The organism is Halococcus agarilyticus (assembly GCF_000334895.1).
Taxonomy (GTDB): domain Archaea; phylum Halobacteriota; class Halobacteria; order Halobacteriales; family Halococcaceae; genus Halococcus; species Halococcus agarilyticus.
Genome location: NZ_BAFM01000003.1, coordinates 110171 through 126886 on the forward strand (window position 1 = coordinate 110171; position 16716 = coordinate 126886).

Genomic DNA, 16716 nt, shown 5'->3' on the forward strand with positions numbered 1-16716 from the left:
AACATCGTTCCACGGCGTTCGACGAGGCGTAGAGCACACCAAGACGCGGGACTGCGACCCGTACTCGTTCGATAGGGACGGACGAAACGAGGTCGGCAACAGTCGGCTGTCGGTTCGTCGGCGGTTCAGAGCGAGCGGAACGGAAGCGTCGCGCGCTGGCCGGCCGAGTACGACAGCGCCGCGGACTGGGAGACGCCATCGGGCGTGATCAGGTCCATGATGCGCGGAGCCACGTCGGCCGCCCCGGGCTTCGCCCCGCCGAAGACGTACGCGGCGTTCTGCTCTGCGACCGGGCGGAGCGTCCCGCGGTCCTCGGACTGAACCGTCGCGACGACGTCGAGACGTCGAACCGCAGCTCTGAGCCGCGACGGCTGGCTTTTTATCGGATCGTCACGAGCGACGCACGTGAGCGAAATCACCGACTACGAGCTGTTCGCCGTCCCGCCGCGCTGGCTATTTTTACGAGTGGAGACCAGCGACGGCCGGGTCGGCTGGGGCGAGCCCGTCGTCGAGGGACGGGCGCGCACCGTCGAGACGGCCGTCGAGGAACTGTTCGAACAGCACCTGCTCGGCGCTGACCCCGCCCCGATCGAGGACCACTGGCAGGCGATGTACCGCGGCGGGTTCTACCGCGGCGGTCCGATCCTCATGAGCGCGATCGCGGGGATCGATCAGGCGCTCTGGGATCTCAAGGGTAAGGCCCTGGGAACGCCGGTTTACGCCCTCCTCGGCGGCCCGGTCCGCGATCGAATGCAGGTTTACGGCTGGATCGGTGGCGATCGGCCGAGCGACGTGGCCGACGCCGCGCGCGAGCGGGTCGAGTCGGGGCTCGGCGCGCTCAAGATGAACGCCACCGCCGAGTTCCGCCGGATCGAGACGCCGGCCGCGGTCGCGGCCGCGGGCGACCGGCTCGCCGCGGTGCGCGAGGCCGTCGGCCCCGAGGTGGGAATCGGGATCGACTTTCACGGCCGGGTCGCGAAACCGATGGTGAAGCGGCTCGTGCGCGCGCTCGAACCGCACGAGCCGATGTTCGTCGAGGAGCCGGTGCTGCCGGAACACGACGACCACCTCCCCGAACTCGCCGCGTCGACCACGGTCCCGATCGCGACCGGCGAACGCCATTACACCCGCGAGGACTTCCGCCCCGTGCTCGACGCCGGCGGTGTCGACGTGATTCAGCCCGATCTCTCCCACGCTGGCGGGATCACCGAGTGCCGGAAGATCGCGTCGATGGCCGCGGCCCACGACGTCGCGCTCGCGCCCCACTGCCCGCTCGGTCCGATCGCGCTCGCGTCGTGTCTCCAGGTCGATGCCTGTTCACACAACGCACTCATCCAGGAACAGAGCCTCGGGATCCACTACAACGAGGGCAGCGACGTGCTCGATTACCTCGCCGATCCGTCGGTGTTCGAGTACGCGGACGGGTACGTCGACCTTCCCGAGGAGCCGGGCCTCGGGATCGAGATCGACGAGGAGTACGTCCGCGACCAAGCCGGCGCAGTCGACGACTGGCACAATCCGGTCTGGCGACACGACGACGGCAGCGTCGCCGAGTGGTGAAGTGCCGGAAAGTCAGATTTCGTCGGCCACGTCGATGACTGTGCCGGTTTCACTGGCCTCGTAGATCGCGCGCAAAATCTTCATGTCGGCGAGGCCGTGCTCGCCGTCGGGGAGTGGGTCCTCGCCCGCAATCACCCGATCGGCGAAGTAGGTGAACTCCTCGGTCATCTGGTCGCGCTGGTCGAAATCGAGGCTGGCATCGAGGTCACCCCGGCGGATCCGGAGCCGACGGGGTTCGTCGGGGAAGAAGACGGGATCGAGCCGGAGTTCGCCCTCGGTCCCGGTGATCTGGAGGTGGCTCGATCGCGCGGCGTTCTGGCTCGCGGTGCACGACGCCGTCACGCCGTCCTCGAAATCCAGCCGAAAGCTCGCGCGCTCGTCGGGCACGTCCGCGAACGCGTCGTGAGCCGAGTGCATCCGGGCGCTCACCGAGACGGGATCGGCGTCGAGCACGTATCGTGTGGTGTTGAGCGGGTAGATCCCGAGATCCATCACGCTCGCGCCGTAGCCCGCGAGGTCGGGATCGAGTCGCCAGTGGTCGGGGTCGTCGAACATGTCGAGGAGCCGCTGGGTCATCGCGCCGTGAACTCCCACGACGTCGCCGACGAACCCCGAGTTCACGAGGTCGCGCGCCCGCCGGACCGCCGGCTCGGTGTGCATCCGGTAGGCCACCATCAGCGTGACGTCCTCGCAGGCCGCAACGAGGTCCTCGGCGCGCTCGACGGTGGCCTCCATGGGTTTCTCACAGAGGATCGCCTTGTCGAGTGCGGCCGCGGTTTCCGCGTACTGGAGGTGGAGCGCGTTCGGGGTGGCGACGTACACCGCGTCGTACGCCTCGCTCGCCACGCCGTCGTGGAACTCGTCGTAGGTCAGGCCGTGCTCGACCGTCGCGTGGGTCTCGGCGAGGTCGGTCGCGCGCTCCTTCGAGCTGCTGACGACGACCGTCGTCTCACAGAGTTCGGAGTCAGTGACGGCGGGCATCGCCATCTCCGTCGTCCACCACCCGAGTCCGATCATTGCGAATCGCACAGTCCCAGACGCGTCCGATCGCCAGTCGCGCTCGGTGAATCCATCGAACAGTCCGTCGAGCGAGTCGTCGATCATCGCTCACCGTGAGAGGAGCCGTTCCCAGCGGGTGGTCGTCGGTCGGTACGAACGAGCGTGAGATGTGTCGTATCGTGTGTCATGGTGAAGAGTCGCGTGCAGCGGTAGTGATCGGGGGAACGGTGTCGTGCGACGAACGAGCAGCTATCCGCCGATGTCGCCCTCGTAGACGACGCCGCGCCCGGCGTCGAGCGTGACGCGATCGCCCTCGGCGACGTCGGTCAGCGAGACGCCGGAGATCATCGGGAGGCCGACCTCGCGCGCGACGATCGCGGGGTAGCCCGTGACGCCCTCGCGGGCGCTGGCGATGCCCCCGAGCCGCGCGGGATCGCCGTCGAACTCGTCGTCGAACTCGGCGGGCAGCGCGAGCACCGCCCCCTCGGGAAGATCGGTGAGATCGCCGTCGTCGATCCGATGGAGCGGGCCCGAGACCCGCCCGTCGACCACCGACCGGCCGGCGGCGAGGATCTCGGCCGCGACGTGGAGCTTGAGCGTGTTGGTGGTGTTCGTGTCCTCGAGATCGGTCATCATCCCCGCGAGCACCACCACTGCGTCGCCCGGCTCGACGACGCCCGCGTCGAGTGCGGTCTGGACCGCCTTCCGGATCACGGCGTCCACGCTCTGGTTCGGTCCGGTGAGCGGCGCGTGTCGCGGGATCACCCCCGCCGCGAGGCCGAGCCGGCGACGCACCCGGTCGTCGGGCGTCACCGCGACCACGGGGACGTCGGGGCGGTACTTCGCGGCCTTGCGGGCGGTGTAGCCCGATTCGGTGGCGGCGACCACCGCGGCGGCGTCGGTGTCGCGCGCGAGATACCGGGCCGATCGCGCGAGCGCGCCGGTGCGGGAGTCGCCCGGCTTCGGCACCATCCGCTCGACGCCCTCGGCGTACTCGGCGCTGCGCTCGATCTCGCCGACCAGACTGTGCATCGCCTCGACCACTCGCACGGGGTGGTCGCCGACCGCGGTCTCGCCCGAGAGCATCACCGCGTCGGTGCCGTCGAGCACCGCGTTCGCGACGTCGGAGGCCTCGGCGCGGGTCGGACGCCGGGCGTGGGTCATCGAGTCGAGCATCTCGGTCGCGGTGATGACCGGGACGCCGGCGGCGTGACACCGGTGGATGATCCGCTTTTGGATCAGCGGCACTTCTTCGAGCGGACACTCGACGCCGAGATCGCCGCGCGCGACCATCACGCCGTCGGCCGCCTCGACGATCCCCGCCAAGTTCGCCACCGCGTCGGCGCGCTCGATCTTCGCGATCACCGGGATCTCGGCGTCGCGCGCCTCGATCGCCTCGTTCACGGCGTAGACGTCGGCGGCGCTCCGCACGAAACTCGCCGCCACGAAGTCGACGCCGGCGTCGGCCGCGAGGTCGAGTTCGCGCCGGTCGTCCTCGGTGGGCACGTCGAGCCCGAGATCGACCCCGGGAACGTTGACGCCGGTGCGACCGCCGAGCGATCCGCCCGAGTCGACGCGCGCACGGACCGCGCTCCCCTCGCTCTCCTCGACGGTGGTCTCGATCCGACCGTCGTCGAGCAACACCCGATCGCCCGGCGCGATGCCCGCGATCGACGTCGAGAGGCCGATCGCCTCGGGGGTCGCGCTCTCGCTCTCGACGAACCGGATCGTCGACCCCGTTTCGACCTCGATCGACCCGTCGAGCGGTGCGGTCCGGATCTCGGGACCGGGGAGGTCGAGCAGCGTGGCGACCGAGGGCTCGGTCGTCGCGTCGACGTCCCGGACCCGCTCGACGAGGGCCGCACGCTCGTCGGTCGAGCCGTGGCTGGCGTTGAGTCGCGCGAGCGCCATCCCGGCGTCGACGAGCGCCGCGATGGTCCCGCGCGACTCGGAGGCGGGACCGAGGGTACAGACGATCTTGGTTGTGTGCATCGTTCTCCGGCGTTTCCGGCACACCGACGAGAGCAGTGTGTACGGACGAACGTCACCCGCCGCTACGAACGGCCGACACAAGAAGATTACTCATGAGCGAAAGAATACGCCGAACCGAGGACGAAGCGTCCGCGAGCGCTCAGGCCCGCTCGACACGGAGCTCGTGGGCCTCGACGTCCTCGAAGGCGGCGACCCGGCCGCCGACCGTCACCTCGCCGTCGTCGGTCGCGACGGTGAGTGCGGCGGTCAGGCCGGTCTCGTCCCGGGCGATCCCTACTACTCGCCCCGAGATCGACCGGGGTTCGCCGGTGGCGGTGTCGCGGCCCTCGATCGCCACGGTGAACGATCCCTCGCCGTCGTCGAGGTCGGCCACGCATCGACGGATCGAGGCGTACCGCCTGGGGAAGTCGAGGTCCTCACCGTCGTCGAGCACGGGGTCGGCGGTGGACCAGAGCAGGGTGTTGAAGAATCCCGAAACCAGAAACCCGAGCTCCGAGCGATCGAACACCACGCCGTAGCGCTCGCGGTTCCACGCGAGCGCGTCCTGGGTGGCGTAGACCGCGTGCTCGCCGTCGCCGACCGCGACCACCGGCGTCGTGACGCCCTCGCGTTCCCGGACGGTGGTGGCGATCGACGCGTAGTCGTACCCCTCGGGGGCGGGAGCGTCGGCGGCGGAGGTGACGAGGAGTTCGGTGGCGACGTTCGCACGATGTCGGTCGGCGAGCTTTTCCTCGAACCGCGCCACGAGATCGGGCGTCAGCGAGAGGATGAGCTCGTACTCGGCCTCGGCGATCACGCTCTCGATGTGCCGGAGGATGGTCGAGCGGGACTTGACGAGCGAGGCAGCTTCGGCATCGCGGGCGGGTGCGGTGTAGTGCGCCCGGAGGTCGCCGACGAGCGCGTCGAGCGAGTCGTGGACGCCCTCGAACGCCGCCTCGGGGTCGACCGCGAGCACCTCGATGGGACGGGACTCCCGGAGTTCGACGAGGCCACGCTCGGCGAGGCTCCGGACGGTGTCGTACACCCGGGGCTGGGGGATGTCGGTCCGGTCGGCGATCTCGGAGGCGGTCAGCCGGCCGTGTTCGAGCACCACGAGGTAGGCGTCGGTCTCGTACTCGTTGAGGTCGAACCGCTGGTTCACCCGGCCGAGCGCGCCGGCGAGATCGTCCGAGACCATAGTCACTACTCACATCGTACACCCAATTGAGTACTGTGGTTCGACGCGCACCGGGATCGTGGGTGATCGAGCGACGACTCACCGCTCGTGGGCGAGCGCTGCCAGCTCCACTATTGCTGCTCGCCGTCGAGCGCTTCGACGGGCCCCAATCCGGAGAGGGCGTCGTGCTCCGCGAGCGCGACAGCCTCCTCGTGGTAGTCCGCATAAACCGTTTCGGCCCACTCGTAGGCGGCGGGGGCGGCGGTGTCGGCGTACAGCCGCAGGAGACCGGTTTCGTCGTCGTACACCCCGACGCCGATCCGGTCGTCACACAGCGTGAGGCCGAACGGCAGGTCGTCGTGAACCCGGAGCGTGAGGTTCCCGCTCGCGAACGCCGCCGCCGCGCGGTCGGGGTTCGCGGTGAGGAGGTTCTCGACGACCGACGGGGGGAAGACGGCATCGGTCACCATCCCGTCGACGATGCGCTCGTGGATCTCGTCGAGGTGGAGCGGGTTGATCGAGGCGGGGTCGAGCCCGCGCAGCGTGGTGGTCTCGGTCACCAGCGACATGAACCGGTTCACCGGCCGATACGGGTCGCCCGGCGCGGCGGTCGTCACGGTCGCGTCGGCGAACAGCTCGACGTCGAGACCCACGCCGTGCGCGTCGGCGACCCGCAGGATCGGTGCGAGCTCCCACGCCGTCTCGATGGAGGCGTCGAACGTGGCGACCGCCTCGGCGCACACCTCGCCGAGCGGCGTGAGCACGAACTCGCCGCCGGAGCGTTCGACGAGGCCGTGCTCGCCGAGCGCCCGCGTGAACCGATGCACGGTGGATTTCGACACGCCGAGACGCGCCTCCAGCTCCCGACGATCCATCTCGCCCTCCGCCTGCAGTGCGTCGAGCACCGGAGCCCGCCTGACGATCTCGATGAGCCGCTCGGTGTCCATCCCTTCCTGGGACGTTTCGGCATGACAATATTAAACGTATCCCCCGTCGCCCCACCTCCCGAAGGACCTCGTCGGGCCGAGCACGAACGGCGCGTCCCCCGGCGCGACCGACGGACTCCTGCGTTCGATCGGAACGCGAGTCCGGTCATCGCGGACGGCCGTCCCACGATCTGCGACGGTCTCACGCGGTGGGACGATCCCGCTCGGTGACTATAACCGGCTGTCGATCCTTTCGGTACCTGTTGACGAACGGCACGCAGTCGTTCGTTCGAACGACCAACTGATAGTGGAGCAACCAATGGCAAGCAGCACACAGGACATCGACGTAGAACCGGAAGCCGGAACGAAGACGGCGGAGACGACCGAAAGTGGATCGGGGCTGGACAGCAACGTCGCGGGAACGCTCTCGTACCTGTTCGGGTTCGTCTCGGGACTGATCTTCTACCTGATCGAGAGGGAGGACCCGTTCGTGCGGTGGCACGCCGCCCAGAGCATGGCGTTCTCGGGCGTGCTCGTCGCGGCGTACGTCGTCCTCACGTTCCTCGGGACGGTGGTCTCGGTGGCGACGTTCAGCGGGAGCACCGGCGGGTTCCTCGTCGGGAGCCTGTTCTCGCTGCTCCTCGGTCTCGTCTGGCTCGTCGTCGCGGTCGGCGGGGTCGTCGTCTGGGCCTACCTGATGGTCAAGACCTACCAGGAGGAGACCCCGCGACTCCCGATCGCCGCGAAGATCGCCGACCGACTGGCGTAACGAGCGTCGACCGGCGCGTGATCTGATCGGCGATCCGCGAGAAACCCCTTTTCAGCATACGGGCCGACACACACGGCGTCGTCCACCGATTCCGAAGGAACCGAAACCGGTGGACCGACCAACGTGAAACCAGTACATTGAGGGTCGATGGCTCGAAAGCGCGTGCATGAGCCTCGAACGCGACCACGACTGTCCGACCTGCGACGAGGACCGGACGTTCTACCGTGCCGCGAGCACGACGATTCGCCTCGGCGAGAAGGTGAAGTGGCGGTGTCCGGAGTGTGGGTACAGCTTCGTCACCATCGGCGACGACATCGACTCCACCGCGACGGCGTAGCGCTCGCGGCTCGTTTCGTGGACGGTCGAAAAGCCAGCTTTCCCGCTGCCAGGTAGAGAACACGCACTCGCGGAGAACGGTATCGAGCTCGTCGAGGGCGGCGGCGAGATCGGAACGGACCTGGGGTGGTGATACGGCCGACCACCAGTTTACGTCCCGGAACTCTCCAGCGGCCGCTCGCCAAGGATTTCGATATCGTCGCCGACTTCGATCGTCGATCCCCACTCCGGCTCGGGCACCTGTGTGTTGATCATCAGCCGGAAGTAGTGACCGAACCGAGCCGGATCGGCCCATTCGGGGAAGGTCGCCTCGCGGCGCTCGACGAAGACACGCTGGAACGCCTCGTGAACGTCGCTGGTGTGCGGATCGCGCGTCGGCACGACACACCGCTGACAGGGGTTGACGCCACGGATCGTCACGTCGCCGATCCGGAACGCGACGCAGTGATCGTGGTCGGCGACCAGCCGATCCTCCCAGAACGGCGGCACGCCGTCGATTTCGAGGTTCGCCCGGAATCGGAGCCGGAGCCCTTCGACGTCGAGGTCGGGAAACCACGACGCGACCTCGCGGAGCGTGCCCGTGCTGATGACCGTGGGTCCCGAGAGGGCCGTGTCGTCGGGGTGGCCGCCGGCTCGCTCCCGTTGCAGTCGGACTGGCTGGTCGAAGTGGTCGCCGAGCCAGGCCTCGACCGACTCGCGATCGGCTGCGAGATCGAACGCTCGGGGATCGTCCCCGTTCTCTCGGCGGAGCGTGACACCCGTGCCATCAGAATCGAACGACGCGCGGAGCCGGTGGACGGCCGCCGTCCGCTTGCCGTTGACGTAGCGGTCGTCCCCGTCGACGATGGCGTACTCGCGGTCGCCTTCGAGACCCCCGTTCGCGACGATCCGCGCCGCGTCGCGCTCGACGGGATCGAGCGACTTGATCGGGAAGACCGCGATGCGTGCGAGCCGTGGCATTCGATCGTCCCCACGTCCGTTCGGCAGCCACCTACCCGTTCCGATCTGGGACGAACGAATGGACGGGTTCGTCAGGATCGGCGACACCGACGCCACCACGGCGGTGTAGCGACCTTCGTCGTGTCCGTCCCGTCCCCGATCAGGTCGACTCCCGATCGCCGAACAGCGTCGCTCGGGGGAGATCGAGCCGGACGAGCAACGGGAGGGCGACGAGAACGATCCCGGCTTCGAGCGCGGCGGCGGCGAGAAAGGCCGCGCCGAAGCCGACGGTGTCGGCGATCACGCCGCCGCCGACGGTGCCCACGAGGAAGCCGAGACTGCCGAAGACGTTGAACCCGCCCATCGCGATCCCTCGATCGTCAGGGGCGAGGTCGGTGACGAGCGCCATCGTGGCGGGGGCGACGAGCGCGCCCGCGAGCCCGAGCAGGATCATTGTCGCGGCCGCGATCTCGATCGTGGGCGCGAGATAGACCGCGAGGATCGCACCCCCATAGAGCACCGAGCCCGCGACGACCGGGAGGAGCCGTCCGATCCGATCCGAGAGCCGCCCCATCGGGTACTGGCCGAGCGCGAACGGGGCGAAGAACAGGCCGAGCACGAGGCCCGCCGCGCCGGCGTCGAGATCGAACGCCTGGCGGAAGTAGAGCGTGCCGACGAGCGTGAAAAAGCCCGCCGTGAACCGGTCGGCGAAGCCGAAGGCGTAGGGGAGGCCGAGCGCGGGCCGGTCGGCCAGACCGGCGATCGCGGCCCCGATACCGCCGCGCCGGGACTCGGGAACCCGGTCGGTCACCCGTGTCGCCAGCAGCGCCACGACACAGAGGAGGCCGGCGGCGACGGCGATCGGCACGAGCGGGCCAACGCTCGAAAGCTGGCCGCCGAGGGGGGCTCCGAGTGCCGTCCCGGTGCCGATGGCGATGCCCGCTGCGCCCATGTTTCGGCCGTGACCCCCATCGAGATCCATCAACATCGTGATCGAGAGCGAGAACGCTGCAATGGTAAAGCTCCCCTCGACGAAGCGGAGGACGAGCATCGCGCCGAACCCGATCCCCGCGACTTCGGCGAGACCGATCAGCGCCGCGTAGCTCGCCACACCGCCGAGCGCGCCCGCGACGATCAAGGGCACCCGACGGCCGGTGGCGTCACTCAGCGCGCCCCAGACGCCCGCGAAGAGCACGAAACCGGCGTATTCGGCCGCGAGGAACCACGTGGCTGCATCGAGCGTCGTCCGCGCGCCGAGCGCCGCCACGAGCTCCGGCACGCCGGGATAGAGCGCGACCTGGCCGAACAACACCGCGAAGATCATCGTCGCCAGCACCGCGCGATCGGTGTTCACACCGGTTGCAGCTACGGTCGGCAGAAACATATCCGTTGGGAACGGCCCCGAACTCGGTCGAGCTGCGCCGGCGAACCGCTCGTTCGCCGCGTTCGACGGAGGGTGCGTCGTCGGGCGATCGGTGGTTGCGAGCCAGGCGTCAGACCGGCTCGAACACGGGGGCCGGGTGGTCGTCCGTGACGAGGACGTCGGCGAACGAGACGCGATCGCCGATGTCGACCGTGCCGTCGATCCGTCCCAGCACCTTGGCGTCGCCGAGCCGGACGACGGCGACCTGGTACTCGCCCGCGAACCCCTCGGGGGGGACGGCGACCGTGGTCTCCGAGTGGACGATCCCGTCGGTGGGGAGCGTGACGGTGGCGAGCGTCCGCGAGCCACACCGTGCGCACGCGGCCTTCGGGGCCGCGGTCGTGTGGCCGCACTCGGCGCACTCCTGACCGACCAGATCGCCGTCGCGGAGGCGGTCGGCCCACTCGACGTAATCGAGCCGATCGGTCGTGGCGTCGTCGCTCATCGCCGGGCCTCCATCACCGTGACGACGGTGGTCGCGGCATCGCCACCCAGGTTGTGTGCGACCGCACGCTCGGGGTCGTCGAGCTGGCGCTCGCCGGCCTCGCCGCGGAGCTGCTCGGTGAGTTCGACCAGCTGTGCCGTGCCGGTCGCGCCCAGGGGGTGACCCTTCGCCTTCAGCCCGCCGGAGGGGTTCACGGGCACGTCGCCATCCAGGGCGGTCCGGCCCGCTGCGGCAGCCGGACCGCCCCCGCCGTCCTCGAACAGGCCGAGCGCCTCGGTCGCCATCACTTCAGCTCCAGTAAAGCAGTCGTGGATCTCCGCGAAGTCGATCGCGTCGGCGGTCGTTCCCGCCTGGTCGTACGCCTGGCTCGCCGCATCCCGGGCGGCCTGGGTCGCCGGCAGGTCGACCTTGTCCGCGAGCGGCACCACGTCGGTCGCGTGGCCGACGCCCGCCACGTCGACCGGGTTCTCGAAGCTTTCGGCAGCCTCCTCGCTGGCGACCACGACCGCCGACGCACCGTCCGAAAACGGACAGCAGTCCATCAGATGGAACGGATCGGCGACGATCGGCGAGTCGAGCACCTTCTCCACGGAGGTCTCGCGGCCGAAATGCGCGCGCGGGTTGAGCGTCCCGTTGTAGTGGTTCTTGACCGCGACCTCGGCGAGGTGTTCCTCGGTAGTACCGTACTCGTGCATGTGGCGTTTCGTGAGCAGCGCGAACACGCCGGGGAAGGTGAGACCGGCGGGCTGTTCGTACTGGCGGTGGGCGGCGCTGACGAACACCTTCGTCATCGCGCCGGTGCCGAGGCCGGTTTCGGGCGTGCAGCGCTCGACACCGCCGGCGAGCACCACGTCGTGGCGGCCGGACTCGACCGCCTCGACCGCGTGTTTGAACGCGGTCGCCGAGGTGGCACACGCGTCCTCGAAGCGCTGGGCGGGGACGCCCGTACAGCCGATGTGCGAGGCGAGCGTCGGCGCGAGGTGGGTGTCGTTCTCGGTCATCCCGCCCATCGCGTTGCCGAAGTAGAGCGCCTCGATTTCGGGGGACTCGACCCCGGCATCGTCGAACGCGTCGAACGCGGCGTCGGCGAACAGGTCCGGCAACGGCCGTTCGTGAACGCCGAACTTCGTCATTCCCGCACCGACGATGGAAGCTCGTGCCATGAACTGGTGTACGACACCATTGTCTATCAGGGTTGTGATGTCGGCAGCCACGTTCGCCGGCTCGGGCGTCGAACTGTCTGTCGCTGACGGATCACGAACCGGCGATACCGTCGTCGAGGAAGCGTCCTTCCGGCGGGGAACCACGACGGCGGAGCGGTTCGTCCTCCCGCGTAGCCACTTCGTGCTTGGGTTCTGATCGTGTGTAGTACGAGGAGCAGGGGAGGGTCGCGAGTGATGCCAGAGGCTCGCAACGGACGGTGAGGCTGCAGGAGCTCGTCGGGCCGCCCGTGTTTCCCCTTCTCCCTACGGCACAGGTCACGGACAAACGACAAAGAACGGGTGCATGGATGATAAGGCGAGGGTCGTCCGTACATCACGATCCACAGCCGCTCGGATCGGCGCGATAGTGATCGATACCAGGTGTATGAACGCGATCGGTCCGTCCTTGCCTCAGGTGTGGATTTCGAACCGTGCGCCGCCGGCGTCGCTTTCGGTGATCGAGATCGTCCACCCGTGGGCTCCGGCGATAGTTCTGACGATGGCGAGCCCCAGTCCCGTGCCTTCACCGGTGGTGTAGCCGCTCTCGAACACGCGGTCGCGGTCGTCGGCGGGGATGCCCGGCCCGTCGTCCGCGACCGCGAAGCCGCCGTCGGCGAGGCGTTCCACCCGAACGGTCACCGCGGGATCCGCATCGCCGGCCGCCGGCCGGCTGCTCGTGGAGCCGTGCTCGATGGCGTCCTCCTGAGCCGGCGAAGGAGGGTACGTGGAGCCGTGCTCCATGGCATTTCGGAACAGGTTGCCGAGCAGGCGCTGGAGCCGGTCGGGATCGGCCTCGATCTCGCCGAGGTCGTCGAGGACGAGTTCGGCCGTCCCGTCGTCGACTTCCAGCCACGCGGACTCGGCGATCGACGTGAGCGAGACGGGCACGGTCTCGTCGACGACTGCGCCCTGTCTCGCGAGCGCGAGCAGGTCGTCGATCAACGAGTCCATCCGGGAGAGCGCCCACGCGATGTCGTCGTGGTGTTCGGAGGGCTGCTCCGCGCGGGCGAGTTCGAGCCGGCCTCGCGCGAGGCCGAGCGGGTTCCGGAGGTCGTGGCTCACGACGCTCGCGAACTCCTCCAGGCGCTCGTTCTGGCGCTCGAGTTCGGTCTCCTTGGCGACGCGGTCGAGCGCCGTCGCGACGCTGGCCGCGAGCACCTGGGCGAGCCGAACGTCCGAATCCTCGACGACACCGTCGGGTGAACCGATGCTCAGCGTCCCGTGGTCGTCGATCGGGACGTACAGCGCGCTCCGGAGCGGAAGATCGCTCGTGGCGTAGTTCGAGAGGTTCCCGTCCGCGACCACGGGCTCGCCCGCGTCGAACGCCCGCCACGGGAGCCCCTCGTCGCGCGCGTAGACGGGCCGTTCGCCGAGCGTTTCCCCGGCCGCGTCGGTCACCGCCACCGGCTCGAGCGTGTCGTCGTCCGCGTCGTACAACCGAACCACCGCTATCGGGAACCCGAGGACGTCCTCGGCGGCGGTGGCCGCACGCTCGACGACCGTTTCGGCGGCGTGCGCACGCACGAGGTCGTCCGTCGCGTCGTGGAGCGCCCGGAGTGCGTACTCGTGCCGACGGCGATCACCCACTTCGCGGAGCACCCCCATGACTGCGGCACCGTCGTCGAGATCGATCCGACCGCCGTGGGCCTCGATGTCGACGTGCGTTTCGTCCCGTCGAACGCCGGTGAACGTGTAGTGCAGTTCGTCGATCTCGCCGCACTCGCGGGCTTCGATCCGGTCCGCGACACGCTGGCGATCGGACTCGGCGACGATCGCGAGCGGGGATCGCCCGACGAGTTCGTCGCGGTCGTAGCCGAAGATCCCGGCGAGCTTCGGGTTCGCGTACTCGATGCGGTCGTTGCGGACGACGTAGATGCCGACGATGGTCCCCTCGACGAGGCGACGGTAGCGGGACGTCGCCCGATCCATCTCCCGCTCGGCCCGTCGCCTCGCGACCGCGTTCTCGATCCGGTTCGCGAGCACCACGTGCTGGTCGGCGTCGGTGTCCTTCCGCAGACAGTCGGTGACGCCGGCGGAGATGGCCTCGCCGGCGGTCGCCTCACTGTCCTCTCCAACGAAGAGGACGAAGGGGAGATCGGGATGCTCGTCACGGACCGCACCGAGGAACTCGAGTCCGTCGCGCTCCGGCAGGTCGTGGTCGCTGACGACGCAGTCGATGGATCCGTCGAGCCGGTCGAGCGCGTCGCGGGTGGTGGATTCGGTCACGACGTCGAACCCGTCCCGGTCGAGAAACGACGCGACGGAGTCGAGAACGGCCGCGTCGTCGTCCACACGCAGCACCCGGATCGGATCGCCCATGCTCGGGCACTGGTCGCCGAAGGATAATCATTGTTCCCCGCCGACAGCGCGGCTCGACGGGTTCCGGTCGACGACCGCTGCGGGAGGTTCGGTTCCCGCGCACCGCTTCTCGTTCCGGCGGGAGAACCGCCGAGACACGCGCTGTGTCACCCATAGGTTTTTACTTCAGGCCATACTGTGAATCAATAGTACCGTGGATACGTCGAACGATCGAACGCACAGGGATGGGTTCGGCGAGTGAACCCGTCGTTCGAACCGGTGGAGCGAGACACGGGCATCGCGGTCGTGGACTCGATAGAGCGCCACCGGTACGCGCTCACGACACCGGAGGCGGTCGCGCCGACGGTGGCGGACACCGACCGATTCCGGTTTCCAGTCGACGCCGCCGTCTCGATCCACACCGCCGCGCTCTCGCTGCCGAGCGTGGTCTCGGTTCACCTCCGCGACGAGTCCGGAACGATCGTGGCCCAGGCCGAGCACTTCGCCAACGAGGAGCTGCCACACGGCGAGTACACGATCGAACTGAGCGCGCCGATCAAGCTCTACTGTCGGGTCGAGAGCACGGTCACGGTGACCGCCGACGTCGAGGGCATGACGATCGAGTTCGACGACGCCACCGAGGTGGTGGTGGGCGCACGATCGCACCACGAGCGTCCCGCCGCGACGGTCACGACCACGACCGATCCCGAGGACATGATGGCCGCGATCTCGACGTTCGGCTCCGCGCTCAAGACGACCTCGCCCGAACGCTCCTACCCCACCCTCCGGGGCCACCCGCCGACCGTCGAACTCGGCGACGAACTCGACCTCGCGGGGCTCGAACCGCCGGACACGGGCGTGACCATCGAAGTGCCTCCCGAGTGCCGCTCGATCTTCGTGGTCGCACCGCTCGCGTACTATCTCGGGGCGCGCGTCCGCCCCGGCGACGAGCCCCGCCTGCGAACGGATCGGGGGCTCGACCACTCGCTCGACGGGCCCTGTGGGTTCGAGCGGACCGTCGAGCGCACGCTGAAGGGGACGTTCTTCCTCGACTGCCTCGCGCGGACCGAGGGGCTCTACCCCGTGGCGCTCCACGAGCGTGAGGCGGTCGAGGCGAACATCGATCTCGACCTCGCCGCACTCTACGATCGACCGATCGCCGAACGCCTCGACGCGTATCTCGACGTGCCGTTCGCGGCCGTCGAGGACCACCTTCCCGAGTGGAAGCTCACCTCCCACGTCGAGCCCGCGCCGACGAGCGTCGAGACGCTGCCCTTCCTCGTCGACGATCTCGCGGTCGTCCGGTGTGCGAGCACGGAGTCGGTCGCGCGCTCGACCACGCTGACGTTCGACGGGGGGGTGGAGGCCGCGAGCGCGGGGCGCGAGGACGCGTTCACCCGGAGTGCGAGCACCACGCGGAGCACGGGTTCGAGCGTGGGCCCGGGGATCGACACCGAGTTCGTGAGTCCCGAGGCGACCGACTCGCTCGAAGCGGCGTGGGTCGGCGAGGGGCTGCCCCTCGGTGCGAGCAAGACCTCGGTCGAGGCCTACCGGAACCGCCTCGACAGGACGCCCGCCGACGGCGACATCGACATCACCGTGGTCTGCAACGACGCCGAGATGGCCGAGGAGCGCGACCTGATCGAGGACGTCTACGGCGACCGCGACGAGCTGCCGTTCGACGTCTCGCTGCATCGCGACCTCACGACCGCCGAACTCGAAGGGCTGCTCTCGACCCGGACGGACTTCCTCCACTACATCGGCCACGTGGACGAGGGCGGGTTCGAGTGTGTCGACGGCGAGCTCGACGCGAACACGCTCGACACCGTCGGGGTGGACGCCTTCCTGCTCAACGCCTGCCAGTCCTACCGCCAGGGGATGGCGCTGCTCGACGCCGGTGCCATCGGCGGGATCGCCACCCTCACCGACGTGCTCAACTGCGAGGCGGTCCGGATGGGCCGGACGCTCGCGGCCCTGCTCAACGCCGGCTTCCCGCTCCAGTCCGCCCTCAACATCGCCCGCGGCGAGAGCATCATGGGCAACGAGTACCTCGTGGTCGGCGACGGCGGGCTGACGATTGCGCAGCCAGCTGGCGCTTACCCCAACCTCTTGAACATAGAACGAAATGGCGATACGTTCTATGTTGAAATGAAAACATATCCATCCACCCGAGGCGAAATTGGTGGTTTAGTCATACCATGTATGGAGGACGACAAATATTATTTGTCACCTGGTAGTCTTCCTTCCTTCGATCTGTCTTACGATGAACTACAGGAATTCCTATCCCTCGAAAACGTGCCTGTGAAGACAAGTGGACGGCTGTCGTGGGCTACTGAATTGGACGTTGACGAGATTAGCTAAGGCCCGATGGTCCCAGCGTTATTGCCGGCGGCCACGGGAGCTGCCTGAGACAGCAGCACCATCAGTCCGAACAGCGCGCTGAGCAGTTTCGGGTGGTTCTTGAGCTCGGATCGGACGTCGATGTTGTCGTCGGACATCACAGTTCATCCAACGGGTGCACCTGATATGAATATTTTCGAACGTATTCGACATCATTGATAAAAATATTATCGGTGAATTAAACTGCAGAAGACCCAGTATAACGTGAAACTGGCACGTATCCACCACAGAGAGGCGCTGAAGCCACCGTTGACCGGACGACGTAACTTGG

Annotated in this window: 15 protein-coding genes and 1 pseudogene; 5 read left to right on the plus strand and 11 right to left on the minus strand. The window is 68.4% G+C overall.

The window, feature by feature from the left end; all coding sequences use genetic code 11:
* Positions 1-125: 125 nt before the first annotated feature.
* Positions 126-341 (minus strand): annotated as a pseudogene (locus TX76_RS03550) (glucodextranase DOMON-like domain-containing protein); the annotation flags it as partial.
* A gap of 64 nt (positions 342-405) precedes the next feature.
* On the opposite strand from TX76_RS03550, the gene dgoD reads away from it, so the two are divergent.
* Positions 406-1560 (plus strand): galactonate dehydratase, encoded by a 1155-nt coding sequence (dgoD, locus tag TX76_RS03555; RefSeq protein ID WP_049899164.1) that lies wholly within the window; start codon positions 406-408, stop codon positions 1558-1560.
* A gap of 12 nt (positions 1561-1572) precedes the next feature.
* Here the strand turns inward: dgoD and gfo6 are convergent, their stop codons facing one another.
* The 4 genes from gfo6 to TX76_RS03575 all read right to left on the minus strand — a co-directional run bounded on the left by gfo6 (position 1573) and on the right by TX76_RS03575 (position 6654).
* Entirely contained in the window at positions 1573-2664 is a 1092-nt protein-coding gene (gfo6, locus tag TX76_RS03560; RefSeq protein WP_049899166.1) for a D-xylose 1-dehydrogenase Gfo6, read from the minus strand.
* 144 nt (positions 2665-2808) lie between these two features.
* Entirely contained in the window at positions 2809-4551 is a 1743-nt protein-coding gene (gene pyk / locus TX76_RS03565; protein WP_049899168.1) for a pyruvate kinase, read from the minus strand.
* A 139-nt stretch (positions 4552-4690) separates the two neighbouring features.
* Positions 4691-5728, minus strand: a complete 1038-nt coding sequence (gene trmB / locus TX76_RS03570) for an HTH-type sugar sensing transcriptional regulator TrmB (RefSeq protein ID WP_049899170.1) — start codon at positions 5726-5728, stop codon at positions 4691-4693.
* Positions 5729-5838: 110 nt separating this feature from the next.
* Positions 5839-6654 carry a helix-turn-helix transcriptional regulator gene (locus tag TX76_RS03575; protein ID WP_049899173.1) on the minus strand — a complete coding sequence of 272 codons (816 nt, stop codon included), beginning with the start codon at positions 6652-6654 and terminating at the stop codon, positions 5839-5841.
* Between the two features lie 298 nt (positions 6655-6952).
* Here TX76_RS03575 and TX76_RS03580 point away from each other — a divergent pair, with 298 nt between their 5' ends.
* Together TX76_RS03580 and TX76_RS17950 are read left to right on the plus strand one after the other, a co-directional pair.
* Positions 6953-7402 (plus strand): DUF4870 domain-containing protein, encoded by a 450-nt coding sequence (locus TX76_RS03580; RefSeq protein WP_049899175.1) that lies wholly within the window; start codon positions 6953-6955, stop codon positions 7400-7402.
* A 166-nt stretch (positions 7403-7568) separates the two neighbouring features.
* Positions 7569-7739, plus strand: coding sequence for a DUF7838 family putative zinc beta-ribbon protein (locus TX76_RS17950; RefSeq protein WP_195155988.1), 171 nt, complete (start codon positions 7569-7571; stop codon positions 7737-7739).
* Between the two features lie 149 nt (positions 7740-7888).
* Here the strand turns inward: TX76_RS17950 and TX76_RS03585 are convergent, their stop codons facing one another.
* From TX76_RS03585 to TX76_RS03600, 4 genes are all read right to left on the minus strand, one after another.
* The gene (locus tag TX76_RS03585; protein ID WP_049899177.1) at positions 7889-8698 is read right to left on the minus strand and encodes an MOSC domain-containing protein; all 810 of its coding nucleotides are present in this window, start codon (positions 8696-8698) and stop codon (positions 7889-7891) included.
* 139 nt (positions 8699-8837) lie between these two features.
* Positions 8838-10031, minus strand: coding sequence for an MFS transporter (locus TX76_RS03590; protein ID WP_079890737.1), 1194 nt, complete (start codon positions 10029-10031; stop codon positions 8838-8840).
* A gap of 139 nt (positions 10032-10170) precedes the next feature.
* Positions 10171-10545 carry a Zn-ribbon domain-containing OB-fold protein gene (locus TX76_RS03595; RefSeq protein WP_049899182.1) on the minus strand — a complete coding sequence of 125 codons (375 nt, stop codon included), beginning with the start codon at positions 10543-10545 and terminating at the stop codon, positions 10171-10173.
* Positions 10542-11708, minus strand: a complete 1167-nt coding sequence (locus TX76_RS03600; RefSeq protein ID WP_079890738.1) for a thiolase domain-containing protein — start codon at positions 11706-11708, stop codon at positions 10542-10544. Before TX76_RS03600 ends, TX76_RS03595 begins: the two co-directional genes overlap by 4 nt.
* Here TX76_RS03600 and TX76_RS17455 point away from each other — a divergent pair.
* On the plus strand, positions 11707-11904 hold the full coding sequence (locus tag TX76_RS17455) for a hypothetical protein (protein ID WP_154018988.1): 198 nt from the start codon (positions 11707-11709) through the stop codon (positions 11902-11904). The two genes, TX76_RS03600 and TX76_RS17455, sit on opposite strands and share 2 nt — an antisense overlap.
* 254 nt (positions 11905-12158) lie before the next feature.
* On the opposite strand, the gene TX76_RS03605 is transcribed toward TX76_RS17455, so the two are convergent.
* Positions 12159-14066, minus strand: coding sequence for a hybrid sensor histidine kinase/response regulator (locus TX76_RS03605; protein WP_049899184.1), 1908 nt, complete (start codon positions 14064-14066; stop codon positions 12159-12161).
* Between the two features lie 237 nt (positions 14067-14303).
* Between TX76_RS03605 and TX76_RS03610 the strand changes: the two genes are divergently transcribed.
* The gene (locus TX76_RS03610; RefSeq protein WP_049899186.1) at positions 14304-16406 is read left to right on the plus strand and encodes a hypothetical protein; all 2103 of its coding nucleotides are present in this window, start codon (positions 14304-14306) and stop codon (positions 16404-16406) included.
* Here the strand turns inward: TX76_RS03610 and TX76_RS17955 are convergent.
* A complete protein-coding gene (locus tag TX76_RS17955; RefSeq protein WP_195155989.1) occupies positions 16403-16543 on the minus strand; it encodes a DUF7503 family protein in 141 nt (46 codons plus the stop codon). The genes TX76_RS03610 and TX76_RS17955 overlap by 4 nt on opposite strands.
* Positions 16544-16716: the final 173 nt, after the last annotated feature.